General features: G+C 62.7%; 23 protein-coding genes and 2 pseudogenes. 9 read left to right on the forward strand and 16 right to left on the reverse strand.

Features of this window, described 5'->3' with window-relative positions; translation table 11 throughout:
* The first annotated feature begins 147 nt into the window (after positions 1–147).
* Positions 148–423, forward strand: coding sequence for a 30S ribosomal protein S21 (rpsU, locus tag ACX3OZ_RS14905; RefSeq protein ID WP_459095619.1), 276 nt, complete (start codon positions 148–150; stop codon positions 421–423).
* A 93-nt stretch (positions 424–516) separates the two neighbouring features.
* Here the strand turns inward: rpsU and ACX3OZ_RS14910 are convergent, their stop codons facing one another.
* The 3 genes from ACX3OZ_RS14910 to ACX3OZ_RS14920 form a co-directional block, all read right to left on the reverse strand.
* Positions 517–1,326 (reverse strand): alpha/beta hydrolase, encoded by an 810-nt coding sequence (locus ACX3OZ_RS14910; protein ID WP_459104787.1) that lies wholly within the window; start codon positions 1,324–1,326, stop codon positions 517–519.
* A gap of 66 nt (positions 1,327–1,392) precedes the next feature.
* Entirely contained in the window at positions 1,393–2,031 is a 639-nt protein-coding gene (locus tag ACX3OZ_RS14915; protein WP_459104788.1) for a DsbA family oxidoreductase, read from the reverse strand.
* Between the two features lie 79 nt (positions 2,032–2,110).
* Positions 2,111–2,656, reverse strand: a complete 546-nt coding sequence (locus ACX3OZ_RS14920) for a hypothetical protein (RefSeq protein WP_459104789.1) — start codon at positions 2,654–2,656, stop codon at positions 2,111–2,113.
* A gap of 132 nt (positions 2,657–2,788) precedes the next feature.
* Between ACX3OZ_RS14920 and ACX3OZ_RS14925 the strand changes: the two genes are divergently transcribed.
* Entirely contained in the window at positions 2,789–2,995 is a 207-nt protein-coding gene (locus tag ACX3OZ_RS14925) for a SlyX family protein (RefSeq protein ID WP_459095615.1), read from the forward strand.
* Between the two features lie 62 nt (positions 2,996–3,057).
* Here ACX3OZ_RS14925 and ACX3OZ_RS14930 read toward each other — a convergent pair whose 3' ends face one another.
* From ACX3OZ_RS14930 to ACX3OZ_RS14950, 5 genes are all read right to left on the reverse strand, one after another.
* Positions 3,058–4,464: an NAD(P)(+) transhydrogenase (Re/Si-specific) subunit beta gene (locus tag ACX3OZ_RS14930; protein ID WP_459095614.1), complete on the reverse strand. Its 1,407-nt coding sequence runs from the start codon at positions 4,462–4,464 to the stop codon at positions 3,058–3,060.
* 4 nt (positions 4,465–4,468) lie between these two features.
* Positions 4,469–4,831: a proton-translocating transhydrogenase family protein gene (locus ACX3OZ_RS14935; RefSeq protein WP_459095613.1), complete on the reverse strand. Its 363-nt coding sequence runs from the start codon at positions 4,829–4,831 to the stop codon at positions 4,469–4,471.
* Positions 4,832–6,256: a Re/Si-specific NAD(P)(+) transhydrogenase subunit alpha gene (locus ACX3OZ_RS14940; protein WP_459095612.1), complete on the reverse strand. Its 1,425-nt coding sequence runs from the start codon at positions 6,254–6,256 to the stop codon at positions 4,832–4,834.
* 65 nt (positions 6,257–6,321) lie between these two features.
* The gene (locus tag ACX3OZ_RS14945) at positions 6,322–6,486 is read right to left on the reverse strand and encodes an aa3-type cytochrome c oxidase subunit IV (protein ID WP_459095611.1); all 165 of its coding nucleotides are present in this window, start codon (positions 6,484–6,486) and stop codon (positions 6,322–6,324) included.
* A 52-nt stretch (positions 6,487–6,538) separates the two neighbouring features.
* Complete coding sequence (locus tag ACX3OZ_RS14950; RefSeq protein ID WP_459104790.1) at positions 6,539–8,341, reverse strand: M3 family oligoendopeptidase; 1,803 nt, start codon at positions 8,339–8,341, stop codon at positions 6,539–6,541.
* A gap of 202 nt (positions 8,342–8,543) precedes the next feature.
* Between ACX3OZ_RS14950 and ACX3OZ_RS14955 the strand changes: the two genes are divergently transcribed.
* From ACX3OZ_RS14955 to ACX3OZ_RS14970, 4 genes and pseudogenes are all read left to right on the forward strand, one after another.
* A complete protein-coding gene (locus ACX3OZ_RS14955) occupies positions 8,544–10,028 on the forward strand; it encodes a sigma-54-dependent transcriptional regulator (RefSeq protein ID WP_459104791.1) in 1,485 nt (494 codons plus the stop codon).
* Positions 10,029–10,083: 55 nt separating this feature from the next.
* Positions 10,084–11,085 carry an ABC transporter ATP-binding protein gene (locus ACX3OZ_RS14960; RefSeq protein WP_459104792.1) on the forward strand — a complete coding sequence of 334 codons (1,002 nt, stop codon included), beginning with the start codon at positions 10,084–10,086 and terminating at the stop codon, positions 11,083–11,085.
* Entirely contained in the window at positions 11,082–11,882 is an 801-nt protein-coding gene (locus tag ACX3OZ_RS14965; RefSeq protein WP_459104793.1) for an ABC transporter permease, read from the forward strand. Before ACX3OZ_RS14960 ends, ACX3OZ_RS14965 begins: the two co-directional genes overlap by 4 nt.
* Before the next feature lie 3 nt (positions 11,883–11,885).
* A pseudogene (locus ACX3OZ_RS14970) lies at positions 11,886–12,684 on the forward strand (ABC transporter permease); the annotation flags it as partial.
* Between the two features lie 2 nt (positions 12,685–12,686).
* Here the strand turns inward: ACX3OZ_RS14970 and ACX3OZ_RS14975 are convergent.
* The 8 genes from ACX3OZ_RS14975 to ACX3OZ_RS15010 form a co-directional block, all read right to left on the reverse strand.
* Positions 12,687–13,826 (reverse strand): mandelate racemase/muconate lactonizing enzyme family protein, encoded by a 1,140-nt coding sequence (locus ACX3OZ_RS14975; RefSeq protein ID WP_459104794.1) that lies wholly within the window; start codon positions 13,824–13,826, stop codon positions 12,687–12,689.
* 8 nt (positions 13,827–13,834) lie between these two features.
* Positions 13,835–14,758: a dihydrodipicolinate synthase family protein gene (locus ACX3OZ_RS14980; protein ID WP_459104795.1), complete on the reverse strand. Its 924-nt coding sequence runs from the start codon at positions 14,756–14,758 to the stop codon at positions 13,835–13,837.
* Positions 14,759–14,906: 148 nt separating this feature from the next.
* Entirely contained in the window at positions 14,907–15,608 is a 702-nt protein-coding gene (locus tag ACX3OZ_RS14985) for a GntR family transcriptional regulator (RefSeq protein WP_459104796.1), read from the reverse strand.
* 64 nt (positions 15,609–15,672) lie between these two features.
* Positions 15,673–16,740 carry an ABC transporter ATP-binding protein gene (locus tag ACX3OZ_RS14990; RefSeq protein WP_459104797.1) on the reverse strand — a complete coding sequence of 356 codons (1,068 nt, stop codon included), beginning with the start codon at positions 16,738–16,740 and terminating at the stop codon, positions 15,673–15,675.
* A 2-nt stretch (positions 16,741–16,742) separates the two neighbouring features.
* Positions 16,743–17,831, reverse strand: a complete 1,089-nt coding sequence (locus ACX3OZ_RS14995) for a Gfo/Idh/MocA family protein (RefSeq protein ID WP_459104798.1) — start codon at positions 17,829–17,831, stop codon at positions 16,743–16,745.
* Entirely contained in the window at positions 17,828–18,682 is an 855-nt protein-coding gene (locus tag ACX3OZ_RS15000; RefSeq protein WP_459104799.1) for a carbohydrate ABC transporter permease, read from the reverse strand. The genes ACX3OZ_RS14995 and ACX3OZ_RS15000 overlap by 4 nt, the downstream gene beginning before the upstream one ends.
* On the reverse strand, positions 18,672–19,625 hold the full coding sequence (locus ACX3OZ_RS15005) for a carbohydrate ABC transporter permease (protein WP_459104800.1): 954 nt from the start codon (positions 19,623–19,625) through the stop codon (positions 18,672–18,674). The genes ACX3OZ_RS15000 and ACX3OZ_RS15005 overlap by 11 nt, the downstream gene beginning before the upstream one ends.
* A 67-nt stretch (positions 19,626–19,692) precedes the next feature.
* On the reverse strand, positions 19,693–20,985 hold the full coding sequence (locus ACX3OZ_RS15010) for an ABC transporter substrate-binding protein (RefSeq protein WP_459104801.1): 1,293 nt from the start codon (positions 20,983–20,985) through the stop codon (positions 19,693–19,695).
* Between the two features lie 106 nt (positions 20,986–21,091).
* Between ACX3OZ_RS15010 and araD the strand changes: the two genes are divergently transcribed.
* The 3 genes and pseudogenes from araD to ACX3OZ_RS15025 form a co-directional block, all read left to right on the forward strand.
* Positions 21,092–22,849, forward strand: a complete 1,758-nt coding sequence (gene araD, locus ACX3OZ_RS15015; RefSeq protein WP_459104802.1) for an L-arabinonate dehydratase — start codon at positions 21,092–21,094, stop codon at positions 22,847–22,849.
* A gap of 244 nt (positions 22,850–23,093) precedes the next feature.
* Positions 23,094–23,906, forward strand: a complete 813-nt coding sequence (locus ACX3OZ_RS15020) for a Crp/Fnr family transcriptional regulator (RefSeq protein ID WP_459104803.1) — start codon at positions 23,094–23,096, stop codon at positions 23,904–23,906.
* 20 nt (positions 23,907–23,926) lie between these two features.
* A pseudogene (locus tag ACX3OZ_RS15025) lies at positions 23,927–24,205 on the forward strand (NAD-dependent epimerase/dehydratase family protein); the annotation flags it as partial.
* Between the last annotated feature and the right edge of the window lie 124 nt (positions 24,206–24,329).

Genomic DNA, 24,329 nt, shown 5'->3' on the forward strand with positions numbered 1-24,329 from the left:
TTTTCACAGAGTCACGGTGGACAAGCCCAGATAGCTGGGCTATAGAGCGCCCCACGGTGACTAGCTCGGCTGGTCGGCGACGGGGTTATATGACTTCGGCGCTCTTATCCAAACCCACATGTCCAGCTTCGAAAGGGCGGTTGACCTTTGCAAGTAGTCGTTCGCGATAATAACGTTGATCAGGCGCTGCGCGCGCTTAAGAAGAAGTTGCAGCGCGAAGGCGTCTTCCGTGAGATGAAGCTGCGCAACTACTACGAGAAGCCCTCGGAGAAGAAGGCTCGCCAGAAGGCCGAGGCGATTCGTCGCGCTCGCAAGCTGGCTCGTAAGCGTCTGCAGCGCGAAGGCGGCCTGCCCGCCCCGACGCCGACAGCGCGTCCCGGCCAGCCCGCTCGCCCGAGCGCATCTGTGCTGCCGCGCACCTAGTCGGTTCGCCATCAATTTTGAAAACGCCGTCCTTCGGGGCGGCGTTTTTGTTTGTCTGGAGATCACACGCGCCGGGGAGAGCAGGGCAGCGCCCTACTCCGCCATCGCCCGCACAAAGAACGGTTCGGCATGGCTCCAGATGCCCCGGTCCCACAGATCGCTATGGTCGGCGCCGGGCTCGATCCACAGCTCATCCTTGTTGGGCGCCAGTGCATAGACCCGCTCGCCATTGCTGACATCGATGGTCCGGTCGCCCGTGCCATGCGCCACCAGCACCGGCTCGGCCACATCGACGATCCACTGGTTCACCGGGAACTGGTCCTGCATCACCAGGCCCACCGGCAGGAAGGGATAGCGCTCGCCGGCCACCGTCACCGCCGACAGGAATGGCGTCTCCAGCAGCAGCGCGTGAGCGTCACGGACGCTGGCGACATAGGTGGATGGCCCAGAGCCCAGCGAACGGCCCCAGATGACCACCGGAGCGCCCGTAGCGGCGGCCCAGTCATAGACTGCTACAGCGTCGTCCAGAATGCCCTGCTGGCTGATCTGGCCGGGCGAGGCCGGAAAGCCACGATAGTCGAAGGCCACGAAGCCATAGCCATCGGCGACGAACTGCTCGAAGCGCTCATGCTCTTCGCTGAAGCTGCCCGAATTGCCCTTGTAGTAAACGATCAGCGGCAGGCCGGCGCGCGGCGCCTGGTACCAGCCATTGACCACTCCATCGCCGACGGGAATGGCGATGGCTTCGGCGCCGCTCAGCGTGGTCGCGGAAAGCGGCGTGATCGGGCCCTGCGCGTCATACTGCAGCGCCCGCTGATTGAAATACATGTAGCCAATGACGCCGGCATAGGCGACGGCAACGACAATGACGACGGCAAGCAGGAGACGACGCAGCAGCTTCACGGTACGGCCCTCGGACAAGATTTGCCCGAGTCTATACGCGGCTTAGCCGCCATGTCATGTCCCGGCCTACATCTCGTCGATGGTCTGCGCCAGCGCCCGCGCGAACACCTCGTCGGGCTGCGCGCCGGACAGCGCGTATTTTTCGCCGAAGACGAAGAACGGCACGCCGCGAATCCCCTGCGCTGCCGCGTCAGTGGCCAGCTGCTCGGTGATTGCCAGCTCGTTCTCGTCATTCATCGCATCGATGGCATCGCCCCGATCAAAGCCATATTCCACGGCGATATCGGCCAGCACATTGTCGTCATTGATCTGCCGATGCTCGAGGAAATAGGCATTGGCGATGGCGTTGGCCAATTCGTGCTGGATGCCCAGCGGCTTGGCCAGCCGGGTTATGGTGTGGGCCTTTTTGGTGGGAAACATGCGCGGCTGCTGGCTGAGGTCGAGCTCGACCCCGGCCTTACGGGCCTCGCTTTCCACCCGCTCCCACATCTCGCTGGGCTCCTTGCCGTATTTCTCGCGCAGCATATCGGCCACGACGACGCCTTCGGCGGGGGTATTGGGATCGAGATAGAAGGGATGATTCTCCACCACCACCTCAACATCCTCGGGCAGGGCTGCAATCGCCTTGTCGAGCCGCGCCGAACCGACGAGGCACCAAGGGCACACCACATCGGTAAACACGTCAATCTTGAGCAGTCTGGCCATGCCGACATCCTTGGGCAAAATCTGTTGCCCATCACATGGCGCGGATTGGTGCGCGCTGCAAGAACGCACGCCGAGGGAACTAGGCTGCAGAATGGCTGTTAGTGACCGCAAAGGGGGGCGACCACCCGGCGGCAAAGCTGAGGCCCACCAGAGCGCTAAACCCCATCCAGGCGAGCCCCGGCGCCATCACCATGGCGGCCTTGGGGTTGACCGCCCCGGCGCGCACCATAGCCCCCAGACCCAGCACCAGCAGCCCGAAGGCCGCCAGGCTCAGCATCAGCGAATCGAGCGGCGTCACCACGAAGGGAAAGGCGATCGTCCCGCCGATCAGCGCCACGATCCACCAGCCGGCGCGCTGTCCAGCCTCGCCCCGCCCGGCCACCATCCAGCGGGCCAGACCGAACAGCGGCAGGCTGCCCAGATGCAGCGCCGTGGCCACCCAGGCGGGCAGGTTCAGCGGCGCAAAGAATCGCGGCGACAGGCCATTGAGCTCGGCAATACCATTGGCGATGACGAACACAGCCAGCGGCAACGTCACGCTCAGCAGCAGTCCGAGATGATCGTGCCGATCCACATCGAGAAGCGATGCGCGTTCGGGGATCGGAAGTGCTGTCATATCGCTCATGTGCCGGCTCCGCTGTTGGGCTTGCCTGCACAAGGAATGGCTGAAGCCGCAAAAGGGTTCCGTATACGTCAACAGCACAATGCTGGGCGAAGCGCTTCGCCTGCGCTAGAACCGGCGCAAATGGAGCCCATCATGTCCGATTTTGCCGAACGCCTCGACGCCCTGGAAACCCACATCGCCCATCAGGACCAGACCATTGAGGAGCTCAACGCCACCATCACCGCGCAGTGGCGGCAGATCGACCTGCTGACCCGCAAGCTGGAGACGATGGAGCAGCAGGTGCGCAGCGGCGTTCATATCGCCGATCCCAGCACCGAACCGCCGCCGCCGCACTATTGAGGCGACGGCTACCCGAACAAAAAAAGGCCCGCCGAAGCGGGCCTTTTCCAATTTCAGACCATTTAGTGGCCAAGTGCCTTGACGATGTCTTCCGTCATCTTCTTGGCGTCGCCGAAGAGCATCATGGTGTTGTCGCGGAAGAACAGTTCGTTCTGCACGCCGGCATAACCCGCCGCCATGCCGCGCTTGATGAACAGCACCGTACCGGCGTCTTCGACGTTGAGCACCGGCATGCCATAGATCGGCGAGGTCTTGTCGGTCTTGGCCGAAGGGTTGGTCACGTCGTTGGCGCCGATAACGAAAGCCACATCGGACTGGGCGAACTCGGAGTTGATGTCTTCCAGCTCGAACACTTCGTCGTAAGGCACGTTGGCTTCAGCCAGCAACACGTTCATGTGGCCCGGCATACGACCGGCAACCGGATGGATGGCGTATTTGACAGTGACGCCTTCCTTCTTGAGCATGTCGGCCATTTCACGCAGCGCGTGCTGGGCCTGCGCCACAGCCATGCCATAGCCCGGCACGATGATAACCTTGCCGGCATTCTTCATCAGGAAGGCCGCGTCTTCGGCTGCGCCCTGCTTGACCGGACGGGTCTCTTCGTCGGCGGAACCAGCCGAGCTGGTGTCGGCACCAAAGCCACCCAGGATCACCGAGATGAAGCTGCGATTCATCGCCTTGCACATGATGTAGCTCAGGATGGCACCCGACGAGCCCACCAGCGCACCGGTGATGATCAGCGCGGTATTGCCCAGCGTGAAGCCGATGCCGGCCGCTGCCCAACCCGAATAGGAGTTGAGCATCGAAACGACCACGGGCATGTCGGCGCCGCCGATCGGGATGATCATCAATCCGCCCAGCACCAGCGCCAGCACGGTGATGACCCAGAACAGCATCGGGTCGCCGGACTGCGTGAAGGCAATCACCAGGCCGACGATCACCGCCGCGAGCACGATGTGGATCGCGTGGCGCGCCGGCAGCATGATCGGCTTGCCGCCCATATTGCCGTTGAGCTTGAGGAAGGCGATGACTGAACCGGTGAAGGTGAAGGCACCAATGGCGGTGCCGATCGACATTTCCACCAGCGCCTGAGCATGGATCTGACCAACATCACCGATGTTGAAGGCAACCGGCGCATAAAGCGCGGCGGCGGCCACGAACACGGCAGCCAAACCAACCAGCGAGTGGAAGGCGGCAACCAGCTGCGGCATGTCGGTCATTTTGACCGTACGGGCCATATAGGCGCCGATACCGCCACCCAGCGCGATACCGCCGATGATCAGCGCCCAGCTTTCCCAGTCAGACGGAGCCGCCACGAGCAACGTGGTGACGATGGCAATGCCCATGCCGGCCATACCGAACATGTTGCCGCGACGCGAGGTCTTGGGGCTGGAGAGCCCATGCAGCGCCAGAATGAACAGGGCGCCGGCGACCAGATAGAGAAGGGCAGAGATATCCCCAGAGATCATCTAATCAACCCTTCTTCTTGTACATTGCCAGCATGCGCTGGGTGACGAGGAACCCGCCAAAGATATTCACGCTGGCAAAGACCAGGGCGATGAAGCCGAAGATCTTGGATTCCCAGCTGCCGCCGGAAACCAGGCTCACGCCCACCGCCAGCAGGGCACCCACCACGATCACCGACGAGATCGCGTTGGTCACGCTCATCAGTGGGGTATGCAGCGCTGGGGTCACCGACCACACCACGAAGTAGCCGACGAAGATCGCCAGCACGAAGATGGCGAGACGGAAGGTGAAGGGGTCGATCACCCCGCCGGTTGCGGAATGCACCGCAGCGGCAATCACATCGGCAGTTTGTTCAGCCGTGGTTTCCATTTACTTGGCTCCCTTGGGTGCTGCGGGCTTCTTGGCGGCAGCGGGCTTGGCTGTGGCAGGTTTTTTGGCAGCAGCAGGTTTTTTGGCCGGTGCCGCAGCGGTCGCAGCGGCAGCAGGCGCTGCTTTCTTGGCGACGGGCTTCTTGGCCGGTGCAGCGACGGCGTCAGACGCTGGCGCGGCCTTTTTGGCAGCTGGCTTGGCCGGCGCATCTGCAGCGGCAGGGGGCGCCTTCTTGGCAGCAGCAGGCTTGGCAACAGCAGGCTTAGCCTCGGCGGCCGGCTTGGCTTCAGTGGCAGGAGCGGCAAAGCTCGGATGCACCACTGCGCCATCGCGCGTCAGCACGGTCGCCTTGACCAGTTCGTCATCCCAATTGATGGCGAGCTGCTTTTCCTTGGCATCGATCAGCGTCGTCAGGAACGCCAGCAGATTGCGGGCATAAAGCTGGCTGGCCGTGGTCGGGATACGACCCTGCATATTGGTGTAGCCGATGATGGTCACGCCATTATGCTCGATGACCTTGCCGGGCACCGTCAGCTCGACGTTACCGCCGCGCTCGGCGGCCAGATCGACGATCACCGAACCCGGAGCCATCGATTCGACCATCGCCTTGCTGATCAGCCGCGGCGCCGGACGCCCCGGGATCAGCGCAGTGGTGATGACGATATCCTGCTTGGCAATATGGGTTGCGGTCAGCTCGGCCTGCTTGGCCTGATATTCGGCGCTCATCTGCTTGGCATAGCCGCCAGCGGTTTCCGCCTGTTTGAACTCGTCGTCCTCGACGGCGACGAACTTGCCGCCCAGCGATTCGACCTGTTCCTTGGCCGCCGGCCGCACGTCGGTCGCCGACACCACGGCGCCGAGGCGCTTGGCAGTGGCAATAGCCTGCAGACCCGCAACACCGGCACCCATGACGAAGGCCTTGGCCGGACGCACGGTGCCGGCAGCGGTCATCATCATCGGCATGGCGCGGTCAAATGCCGCCGCTGCCTCGATGACGCCCTGATAGCCGGCGAGATTCGCCTGCGATGACAGAATATCCATCACCTGCGCACGGGTGATGCGCGGCATGAATTCCATCGACACGGCGGTCACGCCGGCCTTGGCCAGCGCCGCAATATCCTTGTCATTGCCATAGGGGTCGAGCGCGCCGATCACCAGCGCACCCTTGGCGACACCGGACAGTGACGCCGCCGTCGGGCGGCGCACGGTCAGCACCACTTCAGCGCCCTTGAGCGCTGCGTCGGCGCTGGCCGCAATGGTTGCACCGGCGGCGGTGTAATCCTGGTCGAGAATGCGCGAGCCGAGCCCAGCGCCTTTTTCCACCGACACGCTGGCGCCCAGCGCAATCAGCTTGCCCACCGTTTCGGGGGTGGCCGCGACGCGGTTCTCTCCCTCGATACGTTCGCGGACGATCGCAATTTTCATGAAAGTCTCCTGCCCGCCTGCCCGACGGACAGGCTCGATTTAGCTTGCCTGTATGCGCGGAGCGATCAGGGTTGGATAAGGAAATACAAGATGACCGCGGAAATGGCCGAAACGATCACGGCCCATTTAACCGCGGTTACGAAGCCATTATAGGTCGCCTCATGCTGGGCGTAGTCCATCGGCGTTTCAACCTGAAGCTCGGAATGATGTTCGGGGCGGGTTTTGGCCATGTCGTCCTCAATAAGTCCATTCGTAATAAAGTCTGTCAGCCGAAAGTCGACCCTAGGGGCTCGTTGCTTCCAGCTCATCGATCAGCCGCTCGATCATCGATAGACCCAGCGACCAGAATTGTGGGTCCTTGGCATCCAGTCCAAACGGCTCCAGCAGTTCGGAATGGTGCTTGCTGCCCCCGGCTTCAAGCAGCGCAAAATAGCGCTCGGCGAAGCCATCACTGGCTTTCTCATACTGTGCGTAGAGCGAGTTCACAAGGCAGTCACCGAAGGCGTAAGCATAGACATAGAACGGGGAATGAATGAAGTGCGGCACATAGGCCCAGAACACTTCATACCCGTCATTTTGGACGATCGCGTCGCCCAGCGATTCCCGTTGCACATCGAGCCAGATCTGGTTGATCTCCTCAGTCTTCAGCTCGCCCTGTCGCCGCTCCGTGTGGACGCGCCGCTCAAAATCATAGAAAGCGATTTGCCGCACCACAGTATTGAGCATGTCTTCCACCTTGCTCGACAGCAAAGCGAAGCGCTGCTTGGGGTAGGTAGTCTTGTCGAGCAGCGAACGGAAGGTCAGCATCTCGCCGAAGACACTGGCGGTCTCGGCCAGGGTCAGCGGTGTATTGGCCAAGATCGGCCCCTGCTTGGCCGCCAGCCGCTGATGCACGCCATGGCCCAGCTCATGCGCCAGGGTCATAATATCGCGCGATCGGCCCATATAATTGAGCATTAGGTAGGGATGGGCACTGGGCACGGTGGGATGGGCGAAGGCGCCCGACAGCTTGCCATCGCCCACCGGCGCGTCGATCCAGCCGGAATTGAAAAACGGTGCCGCCACTTCGGCCAGCTTGGGCGAGAACTTGCCATAGGCTTCCATCACCGTACTGACGGCGCTGTCCCAATCCCAAACGCGCTCATCGCTAGTCGGCAGCGGCGCATTGCGGTCCCAGGCATTGAGCTGGTCCTTGCCGAACCACTTGGCTTTCATCTTGTAGTAGCGGTGGCTGAGGCGCGGATAGGCGTCCTGCACCGCCTTTTGCAGCGCATCGACCACCTCGCGCTCGACCGAATTGGCCATGTGGCGGCTATCGGCGATGTCTTCATAGCCGCGCCAGCGATCGGAGATTTCCTTGTCCTTGGCCAGCACATTGGTGATGTGGGTGAACAGCCGCGCATTGGTCTTGAGCGTCTTGCCCAACGCCTTGAAGGCGCTTTCGCGCTTGGTCTCGTCCTTTTCGGAGAGCAGATGCAGCGTCGATTCCATGTTGAGGGTTTCGCCATCCACCTCGAATTCGAGGTTGGACAGCGTTTCGTCGAACAGGCGATTCCACGCCGAATAGGCGGTCACCGACTTGTCGTGGAACAGCTCTTCGAGCTTGTCATCGAGCTGATACGGCTTGGCCTTGCGCAGCTCGTCAAACCAGGTGCGGTAACGAGCCAGTTCAGGGTCCCTGGCCAAAGCCGCTTCTAGATCAGCATCCTCGATCCGGTTCAGCTCCAGTTCGAAGAACAACACCTTGGTGGAGAGGTTGGTCAGCGCCTCGTTGGTGTCGCCCATGAACTTGGCGCGATCCGGATCGCTCGACTTCTGCGCATATTGCAGGAAGGCAAACGAGCCGATCCGGCCGCTCAAATCACCAAGCGCCTCGCTGTCGCGGATCGCCGCGATCAGTGTCCCCGCCTTGGTCAGTTCGGCCAGCCGACCCTTATAGGTGGTCTCGAACTTGGCGGCGTCGGCCTTGGCCCGCTCCAGATCCGCCTTGAATTCGGGACTGTCGCGCCCCGGATACAGGTCCGAGAGGTCCCAGACCGGCAGATTGCCGAACTGGTTGTGGCCTTTCTGAGGGGCGGCGGTCATGGGCTGTCTCCGGCTGGTCTCGATTTGGCGCGGACCTTAGCGAGGGGGGAATGGGTTGGGAAGTGCCTGACCACTCAACCCTGCCGCACTGCCACCCTCACCCGAAATTCCCTATGATTAATCGCCTCTTAAGATACCCCGCGCATCCTGCTCCCAAAACGGCACACGATTCGATGCCGTGTCCAAGAAGACTGGAGTCTGTATGACGCGCGTTCTGGTAGTCGACGATGATCCGGTTCAGTTGCGCCTCACCGCCGAGGTGGCCAACCGGGCTGGCTTCAAACCGCTGACCGCCACCGGCGGCGAGCAGGCGCTGGCCATTCTGCGCGACGACCGCAATATCGGCGCCATGATCCTCGACCTCGTCATGCCCGATCTCGACGGCATGGGCGTGATGGACGCCATGCGCCGCGAGGGGCTGACCACCCCCGTCATCATCCAGACCGCCAATGCCTCGCTGGAAACCGTGATTTCGGCGATGCGCAATGGCGCCGCCGATTATTTCGTCAAGCCGGTTTCGCCAGAGCGCCTTGTCATCTCGCTGCGCAATGCGATGAAGCTCGACGCACTGGAAGCCGCCATCCGCTCCGAACGCGCCCGCAAATCCGGCACCTTCACCAGCGCCGACATGATCGCCCGCGCCCCGGCCATGGCCCGTGTGCTGACGCTCTGCGCCAAGGCCGGTAAATCCACTATTCCGGTGCTGATCGAAGGCGAGACCGGGGTCGGCAAGGAGTTGATCGCCCGCATCATTCAGGGCTCCGGCGACCGCGCCGGCAAGCCCTTCATCACCGTCAACTGCGGCGCCATTCCACCCAATCTGGTCGAGTCGGTGCTGTTCGGGCACAAGAAGGGCGCCTTTACCGGCGCCATCGCCGACCAGCCGGGCAAATTCACCGAAGCCCATAACGGCACGCTGTTCCTCGACGAGGTCGGCGAGCTGCCGCTCGACCTGCAGGTCAAGCTGCTGCGGGCGCTACAGGACGGTGAGATCGAGCCGGTCGGCGCTACCCGTACCGAACGCGTCAATGTCCGCGTCATCTCGGCCACCAATCGGCGGCTGCTCAATCTGGCCAAATCCGGCGAGTTCCGCGAGGACCTCTATTACCGCCTCAACGTCTTCCCGATTTACGTGCCGCCACTGCGCGAGCGCACGGAAGATGTGGCGGCGCTGGTCAGCATGTTTATCGCCCGCTTTGCCGCCGAAGCCGGCAAGCGCGTACTGGGCATCTCGCCAGTCGCGCTGGAGCTGCTCGCCGCCTATGACTGGCCGGGCAATATCCGCCAGCTGGAAAACGCCGTCTATCGCGCCGTCGTGCTGAGCGATGGCGCTTTCCTCGAAACCGTCGACTTCCCGCAGATCGTCGCCCAGTCCGCCGGCCGCGACACAGCCATCCGCGCTATCGAAGCCGTGCCGGTGCCGGCCGAGCCGACCCATATCGACACCACCACTGCCCGCCAGCGGCAGGTGGCGGAAATCCCGCCTTTGCCCGACCGCTTCCTCGCCCCCACCGGCGAGATTGCCGCGCTGGCCGAAATCGAACGCGCCGCTATCGTCTTTGCTATTGCTCATCACGGCGGCCGCATGTCGCGCGTTGCCCGGGCTCTGAAAATCGGTCGCTCGACCCTCTATCGCAAGCTGCATGAATACGGTCTGGCCGAAGAGCTGCTCAACGACGCCGCGTAACCCACAAGACAACAGCAAAGAATCGGCTACTCTTTCCTTGGGGTAGGAGCCAGCCATGACAGCATTGATCGAGGCTCGGAGCGTCAGCAAGCGCTTCCGCCAGCACAAGCGCTTTCCCGGCCTGCTGGGCGCCTTCAAATCGCTGCTCACTAGTCAATATAGCGAAGTAAACGCCGTCTCCGATGTCAGCTTCGACATCGCCGCTGGCGAGGCGGTGGGCTATCTCGGCCCCCATGGCGCCGGCAAATCTACCATGATCAAGATGATGACCGGCATTCTGGTCCCCAGCGCCGGCACGGTGTCGGTGCTCGGGCACACGCCCCATCTTGAGCGCATGAGCAATGCCAGCCAGATCGGCGTCGTCTTCGGCCAGCGCAGCCAGCTGTGGTGGGACCTGCCGGTGATCGACAGCTTTGCCCTGCACCAGCGCATCTACAAAATCCCCGCCGCCCGCTACGCCGACAACCTCAAGCATTTCAGCGAATTGCTGGAGCTGACGCCGTTTCTCGACCGCGCCGTCCGCCAGCTCAGCCTCGGCCAGCGCATGCGCGCCGAGATCGTCATGGCGCTGCTGCATGACCCCAAAATCCTGTTTCTCGACGAGCCCACGATCGGGCTCGATGTCGTGGCCAAGGATGCCGTGCGGCGCTTTCTCGCCGAGATCAATCGCGAGCGCGGCGTCACCATCATTCTGACCACCCATGACCTGCAGGATATCGAAACCATCTGTCCGCGCCTGATTATGGTCGATCACAGCCGACTGATCTTCGATGGCGAATTGGGCCGGCTGCGCGCCGCCCTCGGCTCGGCCCGCCGACTGACGCTGGACTTTGCCAGTGACCCCGGACCGCTGCCGCTGACCACCGCCACGCTCACCGCCGATGAGGGCCTGCGCAAGCATTACCTGCTCGAACGCGAGGAGATTTCCCTGGTCCATATCCTGGCCGAAGTGGGCAGCGAGCGTGGCCTCAAGGATGTGGCGCTGCATGAGCCGGCGATCGAGGAGGTGATCCGCACCTTCTACCAGCGCCGCAACGCGGCCGCGTTGGCGTCGTGAGTGCCTATTTCGCCTTCGCTCACAGCGCCTTCCAGACCCAGCTCGCCTATCGCAACGAGGTCTGGGCCAATCTGCTTGGCAAGGTGGTGCAGGTGTTTGCCCGCGTCGCCATCTGGCTGGCGGTCTATGCCGGCGTCGGCGCCAGCGTGGTCGATGGCGTGTCGCTGCCGCAAATGGTGACCTATGCCCTGCTCGGCGGCGCCGTGCTGGGCGCCACCTGGCCGGAACGGCTCATCGACCAGATCGGCCGTTCCCTCAAGACCGGCGACGTCGCCGTCTGGCTGCTCAAGCCGATCTCCTACCCGCTATATCTCTTCGCCAATGAGTGCGGCATCTTCCTGTTCCGCTTTGCCGTTCTGGTGGTGCCCACCACTGCCTTCACCGCATTTTTCTACGGCATGCTGCCACCCGCCAGCCTGGCGCATGGGCTGTTCTTCGTCGCCTATTGGGTACTTTCCTTCAGCCTGCTGTTCCTGATGTCGGCCGTGTTCGGTATCGCCGCATTCTGGCTGATGACGAGCTTTTCGCTCGCCTGGACGCTGGCCGCCCTGCTGCGTCTGTTCTCGGGGCTGATGGTGCCGTTCTGGTTCTTCCCCGAACCGCTGGCGACGCTAGCCCGCCATCTGCCCTTTGCCTGGATCGTCTATTATCCCAATGCGGTCTATCTCGGCCGCCTGCCGCTGGAAGAATGCTGGCTGTATTTCGGGCTGGGCCTGGGCTGGGCGGCGGCATTCCTCATCGGCTTGCTCTGGCTATGGCATCGCGCCTCCAACCGCATCACCGTGCAGGGAGGCTGAGCCATGCTGCATCATCTCCGCGTCATCCCCTTGTTAGTACAGATGCATTTGCGGGCGCAGATGGAATCGCGGCGCCTTCTGGCTCGACCGCTTCGCGCAGATCCTGTCCTATGGCAGCATCTTTGCCGCTATCGGCATCCTCCTGACCCGCTTCGAGACGCTGGGCGGCTGGACCTGGCCCGAGCTGGCGCTGCTGTTCAGCTTCCAGCTGCTGGGCTATTCTCTGGGCGCCGCCCTCAGCTTCACGCAGTTGCGCGACCTTGAAGAACTGGTCCGTCTCGGCACCTTCGATACGCTCCTGGTCAAGCCGTTCAGCCCCTGGGCTTATCTGGTCTTTTCCGGCCTCAATATCGGCTATGTCGGCCACATCATCCTGTCGGTCGCGGTGATGGGCTGGGCCGTCTCGGCGGTGCCCTTCGACTGGAGTATCGGCGCGGTGCTCTATCTGCTCGCGAGCCTCGTCAGTGCCACCATGCTCACCGCCGCGATCATCACCATGATCGGCGCCAGTGCCCTGATGTGGACCCGCTCCAACCATTTGTTTTCGATCTTTTTCGGGGTCTGGGAGCTGACGCGTTATCCGCTCAACATCTTCCCCGGCGGCCTGCAATTGCTGCTGATCACCGCCGTACCGCTGGCGCTGACCAGCTCGGTGCCGGTCGGCGCGCTGCTCGGCAAGCCGATCCCCATTCTCGGCGATTGGGCCGGCCCTATAGCGCTATTGGCCGGCCCGCTCTGGGTGCTGCTGGCGATGGCGCATTGGCGCTACGCCATCAGCAAATATCAGGGCGCCGGCGGCTAGCTCTAGGGATAGGCGGTGGAGCCGTCCGGCTTGCGCGTGACCTTGCGTTCCCAGTGGATATAGTCGTCCTTTTCGAGGACCTTCTCGTCGATCTCGATACCCCAGCCCGGCCGGTCGGGGCGCAGATTCATGTGCCCATCCACCGGGATATAGGGGTCGATGGCCCAGGGCGCATGCACATGCGGCTTGTATTCCAGCACCTTGAAATTGGTCTGGGTAGCGCAGAAGTGGATATTGACCGCCGTCGCCAGCGGACCCATCGGGTTGTGCGGGGCAATGGTCACGTAATGCGCCTCGGCCAGTGCCGCGATGCGCCGCATTTCGGTGATCCCGCCGACCACGCAGATATCGGGCTGGATGATATCGACCCCGCCCGCCGTCAGCAGCGCCAGAAACTCGAAGCGGTTATACAGCGACTCGCCAGTGGCCAGCGGCACCGAGACCTTGGCCTTCAGCTCGCGCCAGGCCGGAATGTGTTCGGGACGGATCGGCTCTTCGTAGAAATAGGGATCGTAAGGCGCCAGCGCTTGCGCCAGTTGCACCGCCTGATAGGGCTCGAAAATCTTGGCATGGGCGTCGAAGGCGAATTCGTAATGGCTCGGCGTCAGCTCGCGCACCCGACCGAAATAATCGCCGGTTTCCTTGACTAGTTCGCCCCAGCGCCCTGCATGCAAGTCCCGCCGATAGGGGCTGAGCTTGAAGGCGGTATAGCCGTATTTTTCATTGAGTTCGGCGGTCTGGTCGAGCGCTGCCTCGGGGTCTGGCGCGGTATAGACACCGCAATAGACCTTCACCCGGTCGCGTACATTTCCGCCCAGCATCATATAGACCGGCAGGCCGGCGGCCTTGCCGGCAATGTCCCAGAGCGCATGGTCGATCACCGAGATCGCCGCCAGTCCTAGCGCGCCGGGTGGGAACCGGCTCTGCTGATGCAGCTGGTGGATCAGAAACTCCACTCGGCGCGGGTCCTCGCCGACCAGATAGTTGAACATGTAGTCGAGGATCGGCAGCAGCGCCCAGTCGGGGCCGTGACTGTAGGCCTCGCCCCAACCCGAGATGCCCTCATCGGTTTCGATTTTCACCAACAGGCGCGGCCGTTCGTCGACGCGCTGCATATAGGTCTTGAGGGCGGTGATTTTCATGTCTGGCCTCAGGCGCTGATACGGCTGGCTTTGACGCCGGCAACAATGTCGCGCAGGGTCGCGCGCTCGTCGTCGGTGAGGACCTCCATGCCCGGCAAGCGGACCGGCCCGACCGCCTCACCCATCAGCCCCAGCGCTTCCTTGACCACGGTGACATTGGTGCCGTTGAAATATTTGGTGCGCATGATTTCAAAGCCGGCAATCGGCGCGATCAGCTTGCGCGCCTCGGCATAATCGCCCGCTTCGAGCGCCTTGTGGATGGCCAGTGACAGTTCGGGGAATACGTTGATCAGCCCTGAGGTGAAGCCGCGTGCGCCCATGGCGTAAAACGCCGGGGCCCAGCCCTCGGCCAGACCGCAGACCCAGATCGCCGGCAGGGCGGTGGTCGAACGGATCGCTTCGGCCAGCAGCATCATATTGCCCGAGGCAAACTTGATGCCGGCGACGTTGCCATGCTCAGCCAGCAATTTGAAATCGGCAATCGAGAAGGTGTCGGTGCGCACATAAGCGATGAACGGCACGGTGGCGCTATCGGCCAGCTCGAGGAAATAGCGGGCCTGCGCAGCCGGAGCGGCAAAGGGGTCCATTGGGTGATGGCCCATAATCGCATCGGCGCCGGCGGCAATCGCGTCACGCGCCAAGGCCTTGGCCTCAACCAGCGAGCGGCCGACCGAGGCGCTGATAATAGCACTGCCGCCGGCTGCGGCCTCGATGGTCACGCGGTGGACCTGGCGGATTTCCTCCAGCGACAGCGCGAAGAATTCACCGGTATTGCCGGCGGCCATCAGATTATGCACGCCGCTGCGCGACAGCCGCGCGATCAGGCTGCTGAGGCCCGCCGCATCGACACTGCCGTCCTTCTGGTAGGGGGTGACAGGAACACCCGAAATACCCTTGAGCGCTACGCGCACTTTGGTGATGGCATCCGACATGGTGGCTCCTTTTCAATCCTCTTGCCGTCGCAGTCGTCCGCTTGTGCCGGACCTCTGCATTGGCCACTGTCCCATTCATGCCATCTGAAATATCAGATATCAATAGGCAATGCGGCGCATTTCGGCAAACCGGGCGGTTAAACCTCGGCTAGCTGGCGGCGGATTGCTCGCGGGAGAACACCAGCGCCAGATAATGCTCGCCCGAGCGCACAACGTGATCGCGCATGACGCGCTCGGCGACCTCGGAATCGCCCGCCACAATGGCGTCGGCGATGCGGCCATGTTCGGCCAGCGCTCGCGCCCGTTCTTCAGGATCGGCATGAATGATCCGGCGCGTGCCCTCATCGTAAAAACGCTGCCGCTCGATCAGCCGCGCCAGATAAGTGCACTGCGAGGCAATGTGGATCTGCTCGTGGAAAATCTCGTTGAGTTCGACCAGCCGGTCGGCATCCGCCGCGGCGCTGGCCACCCGCATGCTGGCCACGGTCGCTGCCATCTCGGCAGCCGCCGGTTTGTCAATCCGTCGGGCCGCCAGATGGGCGATCATCGATTCCAGCGCCGCACGCGCCAGGATCATTTCCTCGGCCCACACCCGGCTATACAACACCACCACGCCGCGTCGCGGCAGGGTGGTGATCAGCCCCTCGGTTTCGAGCTGGCGCAGGGCTTCCTTGAGCGGGGTGGTGCTGACCCCCAGTTCTTCGGCCAATTGCCGTTCGTTGAGCCGCTCCTGCGGCGCATAGCGCCCCGACAGGATCGCCATGCGCAGGGCTTTGTGGACGTGGTCGCGTAGCGTGACGCTCAGCTTCGGGTCCAACCGCTCGAGGCGGGTCGCCGCTTGATCCTGCATGAGGCGTCTCACTTACTTTGGTGTATCAGATTTCAGCGCATGCTCCCGCAGCATAAGCCCGCCGTCAACTGTCCCTATTGGCCAAAGTCTGCCCCTCGGCATTGAACAGATGCAGTCGTGCCGGGTCGAAATGCACGCTGACGGTCGAGCCCAGTTCCACCGGCCGCTGGCCTTCGAGCACGATATTGACCGGCTGGTTGTCGGCGGTGGTGGCATAGACCACCGTCTGGCCGCCGAGATTTTCCACCAGATCGACCCGCACCTCGGCCAGCTTGAGGCCGCTGCCTTCGGCGATGGTGATATGCTCGGGGCGAATGCCCAAAGTCGTCGCGCCCGCTACCGCGCGGTCCAGCGTCAGGCTGTTGTCGGCCACGGTGAGCGTTGCCCCATCGGCCTTGGCGCTGAGGAAGTTCATCTTCGGGCTGCCGATAAAGCCGGCGACGAACAGGTTCTTCGGATTGTTGTAGAGTTCCAATGGCGCGCCGGCCTGCTCGATGACGCCACTGCGCAGCACCACGATCTTGTCAGCCATGGTCATGGCCTCCACCTGGTCATGGGTCACATAGATCATGGTGTTGCCGAGATCATTGTGCAGCTTGGCGATCTCGACCCGCATCTGCACCCGCAGCTCGGCGTCGAGATTGGACAGGGGCTCGTCGAACAGGAAAATCTTCGGCTCGCGCACGATGGCGCGACCGATGGCGACGCGCTGGCGCTGGCCACCCGACAGGGCCTTGGGCTTACGCTTGAGCAGCGGCTCGATCTTGAGGATTTCCGCCGCCTTGGCCACCCGCTCGGCGATCTCGGCCTTCGGCATGCGCGCGGTTTCGAGGCCAAAGGCCAGGTTCTGATAGACGCTCATATGCGGGTAGAGCGCGTAGGACTGAAACACCATGGCGATGCCGCGCTTGGCCGCCGGCACGTCGTTCATGCGCTGGTCGTCAATCAGCAGATCGCCGCCGGTGATCGGCTCGAGGCCGGCAATCATCCGTAGCAAGGTGGACTTGCCGCAGCCCGAGGGGCCGACAAACACGGTGAACTCACCCGGATCGATATCGAGATCGATGCCGTGGATCACTTGCGTGTCGCCATAGGCTTTGACGATCTGCCGCAATTGGATGCTTGTGGCCATGTTCAGTCTCCGCTCGAACGATATTGGGCCGGAACCCAGCTCGCATATTTTGGATGGGATGCCGGCAAAGGCAGCGCGATGTCCTGCCCGGTTTCTGACGAGTGATAGAGCGCCGTCACCAGCTCCAGCGCCTGACGCGCATCGCCGGTGGTCACCGGCAACGGTCCGCCGCTGACAATCGCCTCATGGAACAGCCGCAACTGCGTGGTGTGGCGCGAGGGCACGAATTGCCAGTTCTCCAGCACCCGCTCGATGGCGGCCCCGACTTCGGGCGTTTTGGGAATGATCTGCCAATCGGCCTCGCCGGGCCGATAGGGCGCGTGGTCGCTTTCCAGCGTCAGATGCTCGAAGGCCAGCCTTATGCGGGTCAGTTGATCGGCCGAACCCAGTGTCGCGGTCAGCGACACCAGCGCCCCATTGGCCATTTTGAGCGAGGCCGAGAGACAGTCTTCCACCTCGATCGGATTGACTCGCGTGTCGACCCGCCCGAACACCCGCGCCACCGGCCCCATCAGATAGGTCATCATGTCATGCGGGTGAATGGCATGGGCCATCAACACGCCGCCCAATTCGGTGGCCCATTTGCCGCGCCACGGCACGGCATAATAGTCAGGCCCACGCCGCCAGAAGGTTTCCACCGTCCCGGCATAGGCGCGCCCCGCCAGCCCCGCATCGAGCACCGCCTTGGCCTTTGCCACGCCATTGCCGAAGCGATATTGGAACACCGGCATCAGCCGGCCCTTGGCCTCGGCCTCGGCGGCGATGATCTGGTCGATATCGGCGAGCGAGCCGACCAGTGGCTTCTCGCACACCACATGCTTGCCCGCCGCCAAAGCGGCCAGCACCTGCTGCAGATGCACGCCAGGCGGCGTGCAGATATCGATGACGTCGATATCGTCCATCGCCAGCAGCGCATCAAAATCGGTCACCCGGCGCTCGACACCGAACTCGTCGGCGACACTGGCGAGGCGCTCAGCGTTGAGATCGCACAGCGCCACGACCACATAGCGCTCGCTATTGGGCACATAGCCTTCGACCAGATGGGTGCGGCCCGCGCCACATCCGACAATTCCGACGCGCAACCGGCTCATCGCTTCATCCCCGTCGTGGCAATGCCTTCGATCAGCAGCCGCTGGAACACCAGGAAGAAGACGATCACCGGCAGCAGCGTCAGCGTCGACATGGCGAACATGGCGCCCCAGTCGCTATCGCCGGTGGCGTCGGTGAAGGCCCGCAGCCCGAGGGTCACGGTGAAATTGCGGATATCGCTGAGATAGACCAGCGGCGCGAAGAAATCGTCCCAGGTCCAGATGAAGGTGAAGATCGCGGCGGTGGCCAGCACCGGCGTCGACAGCGGCAACAGGATTTTCCAGTAGATGCGCCAGGGCGAGCAGCCATCCATGATGGCGGCTTCATCGAGTTCCTTGGGCAGGCCACGGAAGAACTGCACCATCAGGAAGATGAAGAACGCATCGGCGGCAAGGAATTTCGGCACCACCAGCGGCAGGAAAGTGTTCACCCAGCCGAGATTGAAAAACATCACATATTGCGGAATCAGCGTCACCTGGCTGGGCAGCATCAGCGTCACCAGCATCAGCGCAAACCAGATATTGCGACCGGGAAACTCGATGCGGGCAAAGGCGAAGGCGGCCAGCGAGCAGCTCACCACATTGCCGATGACGCTGAGCACCGCGATGATCAGCGAATTGCTGAAAAATGTGCCGAAGCCGACGCGCATCATGGTCCAGCCGCGCACATAGGCATCGAAGCTGACTTCAGATGGCCACAAGCCATTGGAGCGGAAGATTTCGGCTTCCGGCCGCACCGAGGCCGAGAACATCCACAGCAGCGGATAGAGCATGAGAATCGAGGTGGCGATCAGCAGGACATGCAGCCCGCCCTTGACCGTCCAGCGCTTCAGCGTGGCTTTATCAGTCGTCATAATGCACCCAGAATTTGGCGCTGAAGAAGGAGATGGCGGTGAAGCCGGCGATGATCGCCAGCAGGATCCAGGCCAGCGCCGAGGCATAGCCCATGCGGAAGAAGCCGAAGGCCTCCTGATAGAGATAGAGCGTGTAGAACAGTGTCGAATTGATCGGCCCGCCGCTACCGCCCGAAATCACGAAGGACGGGGTGAACGACTTGAAGGCGTCGATGGTCTGGATGATCAGGTTGAAGAACAGCACCGGGGTGATCATCGGCACGGTGATGCGCATGAACTGCCGCCAGCGGCTGGCGCCATCAATGCTCGCCGCCTCGTAGAGATCGGCCGGAATCTGCCGCAGTCCGGCGAGGAAAATGATCATCGGCGCACCGAACTGCCAGACGCTCAGCACCACCAGGGTCCAGATCGAATAATTCGGATTGGAAATCCAGCTCGGCCCGATAATGCCAAAATTGGCCAGTGCCATGTTGATCAGCCCGTCGCCCGAAAACAGCTGACGCCACAGCATGGCGATGGCGACGCTCGCGCCCAGCAGCGACGGCAGATAGAAAATCGCCCGGTAGATCGACAGCCCTTCCAGCCCCTTGTTGAGGGCCACCGCCACCAGCAGCGCCAGCGCCAGCTTGAGCGGCACCGAGAGCAACACGAACATGAAGGTGACCCGCATCGACGCCATGAATTTGGGGTCGGCGGTGAGAATGCGGGTGTAATTGTCGGCCCCGAGCCAGGTCGGCGGGGTCAGCAGGTCGAAATTGGTGAACGACAGATACAGCGAAATGACCGAGGGCCCCACGGTCAGCAGCACGAAGCCGATGAGCCAGGGGAACAGGAAGGCATAGCCGGCCAAGGCCCGGCTGCGGGCAGCCTGCGATTGCCACCAGAAACTGCGACTGCGCCCGGCCCCCTGGGGCAGGACGACGGGCTGGGTGATCTCGGTCATGGCCTGTCCGTGCTGTCTTCAAAAAAACCCCGCCCGACCAGAGGCCGGGCGGGAGGGAGGGATAGCGCTACTTGCCGCGTGCCAGGGCTTCAGCCATGCCTGCATGCAGATCGGCAGCGCCCTGCTCGACCGATGTGGCTTCGAAGGCGACTTCTTCCGACACCGTCATCAGCACGGTGGTAGCTTCGCCAGCGCCCTGCGGCGGCGCCGGCGGCAGCGGACCAACCAGCGAGGCGATGCCATCGAGATAGGCCAGAGCCGCCTGCGAGGAGGCATCGAGGCCCGGCGAAATCGCCTGACGGGTCTTGGGATCTTCGGGCGCACCGCGCTCGACGCCCAGGATGTTCATCGCTGCGCTGTCATTGAGGAAGAAATTGAGGAACTGGCCGGCCAATTCAGGATTGGTGACCTTCGAGCTCAAGCTGAAATACATCGACGGCTTGAGATACTGGCCCGGTTGGCCGCCAGCGATAACCGGCAGGCCGGTCATCGCCAGCTGATCGGTGTTGGCCTTCTGGTAGCTCACCAGCTGGTTGGACTGGGCAATGCCGGTCGCGGCCTTGCCCACGGTGACGACGCTGGTGTCGACATTGCCCTGCGACAGCGCCTGCACATCGGCCGGCACGCAAGCGCCCGACTTGCGCATCTCGGCCCACAAGGCGAACCATGCCTGCGCATCGTCAACTTCAAAGCCCAACCCGCCCTCGGCGGCATACATGGCCTTGCCGCGCTGACGCAGATAGGTCTCGAAGCTGGTCTCGTGGCCGCTGGCATCCTGCGTGCCGGAGAAGCCCGTGCGCGTGGTCTTGGCGGTGAGTTCGGCGCAGAGCGCGGCGAATTCTTCCCAGGTGGTGCCGATGGTCGGCGGGGTCAGGCCGACTTCGTCCCAGGCGGTCTGATTGAGGATGACGGCACCGGTATTGGCGCCCAGGCTGATGCCATAGACCTTGCCATCGACGCGACCGACCTCGATGCGCTCTTCGGGCCAGTTGGACAGATCGATGGTCGAGGCGATCAGTTCGTCCAGCGGCAGCAGCACGCCACGGCCGGCATATTCGAAGATATAGCGGTAATCCATCTGGATCACGTCGGGCGGGTTGCCGCCTGCGGTCTGGGTCGCCAGCCAGGTCCAGTAATCGCCGCCGCCGGGCAGCGTCTGGCCGTCGATTTCGACGCCCGGATTGGCCGTCTTGAACAGGTCGATGATCTGGTTGGTGCGCTCGGCGCGCTCGGCATTGCCCCACCAGCTCAGGCGCAGACGGCTGTCCTGCGCAAAAGCGGGGCGCAGGCCGGCCATGCCCGCCAGCGCCAGCATCGATGTGCCGGCAATGAAGTGACGTCGCGTCAGGTTCAAGTTCATTCCATCCTCCCGATATTTCTGAAATGTGAAATATCAGATATTAGAAACGCGTCAAGTCTTGTATGGAACCTTGCCAAGGCTCAATGAAGGAGACACGGAGATCGCCATGACCAACCAGAACCACACCCCAGTGACCCGCAAACAGCCCGAGGATTTGCGCAGCGCGCGCTGGTTCGCGCCCGACGATCTGCGCGGCTTCGGCCATCGTTCGCGGCTGCTGCAGATGGGCTATAGCCCGGAGGATTGGGTCGGCAAGCCGGTCATCGCCATTCTCAACACCTGGTCGGACACCAATCCCTGCCACGGCCACTTCAAGCAGCGCGTCGAAGACATCAAGCGCGGCGTGTTGCAGGCGGGGGGCTTCCCCATCGAGCTGCCGGCGCTCTCGGTCTCCGAGACCTTTCTCAAGCCGACCTCGATGCTCTATCGCAACATGCTGGCCATGGATGCCGAGGAGATGATCCGCGCCCATCCGGTCGATGGCGTCATCCTGATGGGCGGCTGCGACAAGAGCACTCCCGCCCTGTTGATGGGCGCGACCAGCGCCAACCTGCCGACCATTTTCGTGCCCGCCGGCCCCATGCTGCGCGGCAATTGGCAGGGCAAGGAACTAGGCTCGGGGTCGGACGCCTGGAAGTTCTGGGATGAGCGCCGCGCCGGCAATATCAGCCAGCAGGATTGGCAGGAAATGGAAGGCGGCATCGCCCGCAGCGCCGGCCATTGCATGACGCTGGGCACTGCCAGCACCATGACCGCCATTGCCGAATCCATCGGCATGACCCTGCCCGGCGCCTCCTCGATACCGGCCACCGATTCCGCCCATATCCGCATGTGCGCCGCCGCTGGACGGCGGGTGGTGGAGATGGTGTGGGAAGATCTGGTGCCCAAGCGCATCCAGACCCGGGCGGCTTTTGAGAACGGCATCACCGTCGCCATGGCGATGGGGTGTTCGACCAATGCCATTATTCATCTGATCGCCCAGGCGCGGCGGGCGGGGGCGGATATCGGCCTCGATGACTTTGAGGCGGCGAGCCGGCGGGTGCCGGTGCTGGCCAATATCAGGCCATCGGGTGATCGTTATCTGATGGAGGACTTCTATTTCGCCGGCGGCCTCAAGGGGCTGATGAGCCGACTGACCGATTTCCTGCATCTCGATTGCCTGACCGTCGCCGGCACGACCATCGCCGATTCCATAGCAGGTGCAGTGGTTTACAATGACGACGTGATCCGTCCGCTGGATAATCCGGTCTATGCCGAAGGCGCGCTGGCCGTGCTCAAGGGCAATATCGCTCCCGATGGCTGCGTCATCAAACCCAGCGCCTGCGACCCGCGTTTCCTGCGCCATACCGGCCCGGCCATCGTCTTTGACAGCTATGCCGAGATGAAAGCCGCCACCGAAAATGACGATCTCGACGTCACGGCCGACCATGTTTTGATCCTGCGCAATGCTGGACCGCTGGGGGGGCCGGGGATGCCGGAATGGGGGATGTTGCCGATTCCGCGCAAGCTGGTGAAGCAGGGTGTGCGCGACATGGTGCGGATTTCCGACGCCCGGATGAGCGGCACCAGCTATGGCGCCTGCATCCTTCACGTGGCGCCAGAATCCTTTATTGGCGGGCCTTTAGCGCTGGTGCGGACCGGCGATATGATCAGCCTCGACGTCGCCGGGCGCAGCCTCAACCTCGATATTTCCGACGCCGAACTGGCCGAACGGCAGGCCGCCTGGACCGCGCCAGAACCGCATTATCTCCGGGGTTATGGCTGGATGTATTCCAAGCATGTGCAGCAGGCCAATGAAGGCTGCGACTTCGACTTTTTGCGCACCGAATTCGGCCCAAGCCCCGGCGAACCGGCGATTTATTGAGCGCCGCGCCGCTCAGGCGATCCAGCACCTTCTGCCAGCATGCTGGCAGTTTTCTTGCGCTTGTCGTCCACCTGTCCCATCGGCCCTGTTCCAGCCGATGGGACCAAGGTCTGATGCGGCGTCCGACCTACGGCTCCGGCGCTTCGGAGCCTTTGTCTGAACAATGCCCAGACCATCGTAAATAGCTGACCCAGCGCGATTCCGCTCTACTCAGACTCAAGAAAACGAGTCGGGGAGCCCTTCAATGAACCGCCCAATTTTAGCCAGCACTGCAAGCTCCTCACCATTGCCTCCCGGCTTCCTCGACCGACAAGCAACCGGCGCGCGGGTGCGCCAGTTTTCGCGTGGCGAGACCATCAGCGGACCGGGTCTGGCGGCGTTTGTCGGCTATGTGATCAGCGGCACGGTGAAGCTGGTGACCTTCCTGCCGGATGGGCGTTCCAACATTATCGGCATCATCGAAGCGCCAGGGTTTTTCGGCCGCATTTTCGGCGTCGCCACCGAGTTCACCATCGAGGCCGCCACCGATGTGGTGCTGGCCTGTTTCGACCGGGCGGTGTTCGAAGCCCAGCTCTCGGCCAATCCCAATCTCGAACATGTCATCCATATGGAAAACCTGCACCAGCTCGATGCGGCGCATGAGCGGATTCTGGTGCTGGCCTGCCAGAGCATCATCGAGCGGATGGCGACTTTCATGGTGCTCAAACTGCTGACCACCGAAGCCCAGACCGGCGAGCGTGTCGCCACTGTCCATGTCCCCATGGGGCGGCGTGACTTCGCCACCTATCTGGGCACCACGGTCGAAAGCGTCAGCCGCAGCATTCAGGCGCTGGTGCATCGCGGCACCATTGCCATCATCGACAGCGCCACCTTCCGCATTTTGCGGCGCAGCGAGCTGATCAGCATTGCCGGCCAGGACGAGGACGACCTGCTGGAGATGGTGCGCAGCCGGGGGCCGAAGCTGCACTCGCTGGCGCAGGTCTTCACCGCACCGGAGCGCAACCCCGGCCCGTTCAGTGAACGCGCCGCCGAGGCATCACGGATCGCGGCGGAATAAGCCAATTTCGGGAGGCTCGCATGGCAATATTGGTCACCGGCGGGGCCGGTTATATCGGCAGTCATATGGTGCTCAATCTCACCGATGCCGGCGAGACCGTGGTGGTGCTCGACAATCTGGTGACCGGCTTTGACTGGGCCATCGATGGGCGCGCCAGCTTCGTGCAGGGCCATGCCGGCGATATCGCGCTGGTGCGGCAACTGATCGAGGACCATGACATCCATGAAATCATCCACTTCGCCGGCTCCATCGTGGTGCCGGAATCGGTCGCCGATCCGCTGAAATATTACGGCAACAACTGAGAGCGGCGGTGCAAAATTAGTCCACGGTAGCGGCGGGATAGTCCCGCTTCGGGCGGCGTAAAAGTCGGCCACCTATCTTCCTTCTGCGACGCTTGCAGGAGGGTTGGGGATCTATACCGTG

Source organism: Devosia sp. A369 (assembly GCF_054489345.1).

Coding starts and splice junctions, on each gene's coding strand:
- ACX3OZ_RS14915 (WP_459104788.1), bottom strand. CDS start 2,031: ATGGCCAGACTGCTCAAGATTGACGTGTTTACCGATGTGGTGTGCCCT.
- ACX3OZ_RS14920 (WP_459104789.1), bottom strand. CDS start 2,656: ATGAGCGATATGACAGCACTTCCGATCCCCGAACGCGCATCGCTTCTC.
- ACX3OZ_RS14925 (WP_459095615.1), top strand. CDS start 2,789: ATGTCCGATTTTGCCGAACGCCTCGACGCCCTGGAAACCCACATCGCC.
- ACX3OZ_RS14930 (WP_459095614.1), bottom strand. CDS start 4,464: ATGATCTCTGGGGATATCTCTGCCCTTCTCTATCTGGTCGCCGGCGCC.
- ACX3OZ_RS14935 (WP_459095613.1), bottom strand. CDS start 4,831: ATGGAAACCACGGCTGAACAAACTGCCGATGTGATTGCCGCTGCGGTG.
- ACX3OZ_RS14940 (WP_459095612.1), bottom strand. CDS start 6,256: ATGAAAATTGCGATCGTCCGCGAACGTATCGAGGGAGAGAACCGCGTC.
- ACX3OZ_RS14945 (WP_459095611.1), bottom strand. CDS start 6,486: ATGGCCAAAACCCGCCCCGAACATCATTCCGAGCTTCAGGTTGAAACG.
- ACX3OZ_RS14950 (WP_459104790.1), bottom strand. CDS start 8,341: ATGACCGCCGCCCCTCAGAAAGGCCACAACCAGTTCGGCAATCTGCCG.
- ACX3OZ_RS14955 (WP_459104791.1), top strand. CDS start 8,544: ATGACGCGCGTTCTGGTAGTCGACGATGATCCGGTTCAGTTGCGCCTC.
- ACX3OZ_RS14960 (WP_459104792.1), top strand. CDS start 10,084: ATGACAGCATTGATCGAGGCTCGGAGCGTCAGCAAGCGCTTCCGCCAG.
- ACX3OZ_RS14975 (WP_459104794.1), bottom strand. CDS start 13,826: ATGAAAATCACCGCCCTCAAGACCTATATGCAGCGCGTCGACGAACGG.
- ACX3OZ_RS14980 (WP_459104795.1), bottom strand. CDS start 14,758: ATGTCGGATGCCATCACCAAAGTGCGCGTAGCGCTCAAGGGTATTTCG.
- ACX3OZ_RS14985 (WP_459104796.1), bottom strand. CDS start 15,608: ATGCAGGATCAAGCGGCGACCCGCCTCGAGCGGTTGGACCCGAAGCTG.
- ACX3OZ_RS14990 (WP_459104797.1), bottom strand. CDS start 16,740: ATGGCCACAAGCATCCAATTGCGGCAGATCGTCAAAGCCTATGGCGAC.
- ACX3OZ_RS14995 (WP_459104798.1), bottom strand. CDS start 17,831: ATGAGCCGGTTGCGCGTCGGAATTGTCGGATGTGGCGCGGGCCGCACC.
- ACX3OZ_RS15000 (WP_459104799.1), bottom strand. CDS start 18,682: ATGACGACTGATAAAGCCACGCTGAAGCGCTGGACGGTCAAGGGCGGG.
- ACX3OZ_RS15005 (WP_459104800.1), bottom strand. CDS start 19,625: ATGACCGAGATCACCCAGCCCGTCGTCCTGCCCCAGGGGGCCGGGCGC.
- ACX3OZ_RS15010 (WP_459104801.1), bottom strand. CDS start 20,985: ATGAACTTGAACCTGACGCGACGTCACTTCATTGCCGGCACATCGATG.
- araD (WP_459104802.1), top strand. CDS start 21,092: ATGACCAACCAGAACCACACCCCAGTGACCCGCAAACAGCCCGAGGAT.
- ACX3OZ_RS15020 (WP_459104803.1), top strand. CDS start 23,094: ATGAACCGCCCAATTTTAGCCAGCACTGCAAGCTCCTCACCATTGCCT.